The sequence below is a fragment of the Psychrobacter sp. 1U2 genome, assembly GCF_051847575.1.
The window spans coordinates 1-738 of record NZ_JBPYDC010001021.1 but is presented as its reverse complement, the minus strand read 5'-3'; the positions used below and the strand labels follow the sequence as shown (position 1 = coordinate 738).

1 protein-coding gene is annotated in these 738 nt (G+C 45.3%); it reads right to left on the bottom strand.

What is annotated here, in order from left to right; all coding sequences use genetic code 11:
- Positions 1-697, bottom strand: a 697-nt coding sequence (locus ACS8FD_RS20140; RefSeq protein WP_439277171.1) for a 3-hydroxyacyl-CoA dehydrogenase NAD-binding domain-containing protein, incomplete at its 3' end; no start/stop codon positions are given.
- Between the last annotated feature and the right edge of the window lie 41 nt (positions 698-738).

The following is a 738-nucleotide window of genomic DNA, read 5'->3' as shown; positions in this document are numbered from 1 at the left end:
CAAGCAGCTCAAAGGGTCCCATCCGAAAGCCAGCGCCTTCACGTAAAATACGATCGATATCCTCAAAGCTAGCGATTCCCTCGCCTAATATTTTTAAAGCTTCTGTGCCATAAGCTCTGCCACCATGATTGACAATAAAACCTGGGGTATCCTTTGCCACCACCCCTAAATGTCCCATGCGTTTGGCTAAATCCGTAAGCGTCTCTACCACTGAAGATTTGGTAGAGAGTCCCGGAATCACTTCAACGATTTTCATGAGCGGCACTGGATTAAAGAAATGAAATCCTGCTACGCGCTCTGGGTGCTGACAATTAGAAGCAATCGCGGTCACCGCTAGCGATGAAGTATTGGTTGCCAAAATCGTCTCGGCAGGGACGATGCTTTCTAACTGTTTAAAAAGCTGTTGTTTTATTTCTAAATTCTCAATAATGGCTTCAATAACGACATCTACCTCGGCGATTTTAGCTATCTCTTCAATCACTGTTAGATTCGATAAAGTAGACTGCAGCTGCTCATCGGTAAATTTGCCTTTGGCCGCTAATTTTTCGAGTGTGGTTTGTAGGGATTGACGCCCTTGTGCAGCGGCGCCCGCTTTGGCATCAAATAAAAGCACTTGAATGCCAGCTTGGGCAGCGATTTGCGCAATGCCCATGCCCATAACGCCAGTGCCGATAATGGCCAATGATTTAACAGTCATAATAATCCTTTATATGGTCTCGTTACTTTATGAGCTCTTGT